General features: G+C 43.0%; 4 protein-coding genes. All 4 read right to left on the bottom strand.

The genetic code is table 11. The features are described from left to right. Positions 1-403, bottom strand: a 403-nt coding sequence (locus IT392_13280) for an OmpA family protein (GenBank protein MCC6545444.1), incomplete at its 3' end; no start/stop codon positions are given. A 3-nt stretch (positions 404-406) separates the two neighbouring features. After that, complete coding sequence (locus IT392_13275) at positions 407-787, bottom strand: response regulator (protein MCC6545443.1); 381 nt, start codon at positions 785-787, stop codon at positions 407-409. A 201-nt stretch (positions 788-988) separates the two neighbouring features. Further along, on the bottom strand, positions 989-2,389 hold the full coding sequence (locus IT392_13270) for a sigma-54-dependent Fis family transcriptional regulator (protein ID MCC6545442.1): 1,401 nt from the start codon (positions 2,387-2,389) through the stop codon (positions 989-991). Beyond that, positions 2,376-3,836, bottom strand: a 1,461-nt coding sequence (locus IT392_13265) for a HAMP domain-containing protein (protein MCC6545441.1), incomplete at its 5' end; no start/stop codon positions are given. The genes IT392_13270 and IT392_13265, both read right to left, overlap by 14 nt.

Genomic DNA, 3,836 nt, shown 5'->3' with positions numbered 1-3,836 from the left:
TGAGGGTTAAGTTATAATCATTTGTCCCCCGTTCATCGGTATGTCCTTCAATGATAATCTGCTTATCAGGATTTTCTTTAAGAGATTGAATGTTTCTATTAAGTATCGGGTATGAATCAGGTCTCATAGTGTCTTTGTCAAAGTCAAAAAAGATGTCATCAATCTTCAGGACAAGACTGCTGGAATCATATATTCCTTCAGCAACAGTGTCTCTATCATCAGCTATGGAGGCTTCCTGAATATAAACCGCATCCTCCACGATTTTGCTTCCCTGAGCCCCTCTTCCCTGTTCACCGAGTACATTGTCAACCGTAGAAATCTTTTTGGAACATCCAGTTCCTGCCATCAGGACAATACTACAGCTAATTACAGCCAACACATTTACTCCATACTTTTTTACCATGACTTATTTTCTCCTTTGTTGTTGTAAAACCCTATTTATAATCTTTAAAAGCTTTTTCATCTCAAGTGGTTTTGGGACTACTGCATCTGCCCCCTGTCTTCTGGCTTCTATATGTATAGCCTCCTGACGTGATGCTGTCATAAGTATTACCAGCATGTGAGGCAATTCTTCCTTGGCTTTAGCAATGAGCGCCAATCCATCCAGGAGAGGCATAATAAAATCGGTTATTACAAGGTCATAGCTTCTCTCCCTGATTGTTTTCAGTGCCTCTAATCCGTTTATGGCGGTATCCACTAAATAATTCTCAGCCGCGAGTGTCTCTTTAAGCAGGGCGCTGGCAACAGGGTCATCATCAACTACAAGTATGTTGATAGCACTTTTCATCGTAACATGAAGAAATAGCAATCATTGTGCCATAAATAGAAACAACAATCTGAAAACAGGACGATTGACATAAGTTGATGAAAACAATGAATATAATATTGGTTTATATCATCACGTAAATTAATAACAGAGGATTAAATAATAGACATTATCAGCCATCTCGCCACACAGGGTGAGGCGGGTTTGCTAATTTTTCAGGGATTATTCTATGGACTGGTTATCATCTTTTTCAGATAGATTCAGATGATATCGTTCAGCCATTCTGTAAAGTGTCCTGCGGTCAACGCCCAGGATCTTTGCTGCCTCGCTCTTATTGCCACCGGTTTCTTTAAGAACCCGGATTAGATACCTCTTTTCCAGTTCTTCTAATGACATTAATTTGAATGGTGGAAGGTCATCTTCAGGATACGAATTATTTCTGACCTGTTCCGGCAGATCATCCGGCAGGATGACTGTATTTGTAGTAAGTACTACGGCACGCTCAATCGTATGCTGCAGTTCCCGCACATTACCAGACCACGAATAACGACATAGTAAATCCATGGCCCGAGGGCTGAAACCAGAAACTATTTTTTTTGTTTCAGCAGTATATTTTTTCAGAAAGTAATCGGCAAGAAGAGGAATGTCTTCCCTGCGGTCACGCAACGGCGGCAAGTTAATTGTTACAACCCTGAGCCTGTATAAGAGATCCTCTCTGAAACCCCCTTCCTTAACCTTGCGGTCAAGCGGCTGATTTGTCGCAGCCACTATCCTGACATTGACATGAATGGATTCTTTTCCGCCAACACGCCGTATTTCCTTCTCCTGAATCATCCGCAGCATCTTTGCCTGAAGAGGAAGGCTCATGTCGCCGATCTCGTCCAGAAAACAGGTGCCTTCTTCAGCCTCTTCAAAAAGACCCTTCTTACTGATTACTGCCCCTGTAAAGGCCCCTTTAACATGACCAAAGAGTTCGCTTTCAAGAAGATGCTCAGGCAAGGCAGCACAATTTACCACTACAAATGGCTTTGATGATCTGGCGCTGTTGTAATGGATGGCCCTCGCAATCAACTCCTTTCCAGTCCCGCTCTCCCCCTGGATAAGAACGGTGCTTGCACTATTAATAACCATAGCAACGGTCTTGTAGATATCCATCATCGGACGACTGTGTCCTATTATCTGGTCGAGTCCATATGCAATAGTTAATTCCCTGTGAAACCGTTCATTTTCATCTTGAAGGCGTTTTTGCATAATGGCTCGTCCGACTACAATTTTTATCTCATCTTCTCTGAATGGTTTGCTTACATAATCAAATGCCCCGGACTTCATAGCCTCTATAGCAGATTCCAGTGAACCGAAGGCTGTCATCATAATAACAAGTGTATCCGGACTGACCTGTTTACATACCTTTAATATTTCAAGACCATCAATCCCAGGCATCATGAGGTCTGTTATGACCAGATCATGGTAAGTGGATTCTATCTCTTTCACTGCTTCCCTGCCGCTGCGGACTGTATCAACCATATAACCCTCATCAGTCAACACCTCTGCAAGAAGCTGACAGGCTACTTCATCGTCGTCTACCAAGAGGATATGGCACGATTCTGATTCAGGTCTTTTCATAACGTTTAACCGGCAATATTGTTGTAAATGATGTACCTTTTCCAACCTGGCTGGATACATAAATCTCGCCATGATGGGTTTTAGCAATATCCCTGCAAATACTCAAGCCAAGTCCTGTCCCTCTGCTTCTCTCTTTGGTGGTAAAAAACGGTTCAAAGATCTTTTTCAGATTGGCCTCATCAACTCCTCGCCCGCTATCCCTGATTGTTATTGTTATTGAGTCATTGTTGCTATCTGCGTTTTGGCTGATACCGGTATTTACCTCCAGCTCACCTCCATCCGGCATAGCGTCCATAGCATTGGTAAGCAGATTAAGGAATAGTTCCTGGAGCTGATTAACATCACCTTCAATATCAGGCAATAACGGGTCTAAACTTGTTATTACATTTATTCCCCTGAGTGAGATGCCGGGTGCTATTAGATATAACAACTCATCCAGAAGTTTGTTAATCCGGACAGGCAACATATTGGGGACAGGTTTCCTTACTGTGTCCAGCAGGTCCTGAATGATCTGCACTACCCTTTCAACCTGTGTATGGATGATCTTCAACCTCTCTTCACGTTTGGCATCAGAGGTATCCCGCTTTAATCGGTGCAGATGTCCCAGTATAGAATGCAACGGTGTTCCTATACTGTGTGCTATGGCTGCGGCTACCTGTCCAGCAGCAGCAAGACGCTCTGACTGTGCGAGTTGGATTTGAGTCTCAGAAAGACGCTGGTTCAGACTGATAAGTTCGTTATATTTGTGATTTAATTCTTCTGTTGCCTGTTGAACTCTTTCTGCCAATTCATCATTAAAATTCCTGATCCTTGCTATCATTTGGTTGAATTGTTGTGTCAGCATACCTATTTCATCCCGTGAATAGGACTTGACCTGGCTTTTTAAGTCTCCTGCCTCTGCTTGAGCCATTGCTCCATTTAATATTGCGATAGGCTTACTCACTGTACGCCGCAGGTACCATACAAGAAAGATCAGGATTGCAAGGGCGGCTGTTGCAGTAATCATAAATGCCTGCCGTCGCTCTTCAATTACCAGGTCGTCAAACTCTTTCGTAGATATTTTAGCCCTTATCAGACCCGATACATCTTTCCTTATTCGAACAGGCGCCATGATGTTCCAGTATCGGTTAGTTCCATTCCTCTCCATGCTGGTGAGGACTTCTCCACGTTGAACCGCTTCAATTTTATTTATATCAGGTTCAGCAACAAGCTGATTCCCTTCTATGCTCTTTCTGGCGGTAAGAACTATTGTACCGGATGTCAGATCAAAGATATCAACCATTACTATATTAGGTCTTACATGAAGGAGTTTTTCCAGCTCTTCCTGCAGTGTACGCGTATCACGAAGCTCCTCCATTTCAACTATACCTGCATCAATCTGCTTCACAATGTTTATGTATCTTTCCCTGAGATTTTCTTCTGCCTTCTGTTCAGTGAGAGTCCTTGA

The organism is Nitrospirota bacterium (assembly GCA_020846775.1).
Taxonomy (GTDB): Bacteria; Nitrospirota; 9FT-COMBO-42-15; order HDB-SIOI813; family HDB-SIOI813; genus RBG-16-43-11.
This window is presented reverse-complemented; position numbering and strand designations above follow the sequence as displayed.

Excerpts from the sequence above, each read along its gene's own strand:
- IT392_13275 (MCC6545443.1), bottom strand. The coding sequence starts at position 787 with ATGAAAAGTGCTATCAACATACTTGTAGTTGATGATGACCCTGTTGCC.
- IT392_13270 (MCC6545442.1), bottom strand. The coding sequence starts at position 2,389 with ATGAAAAGACCTGAATCAGAATCGTGCCATATCCTCTTGGTAGACGAC.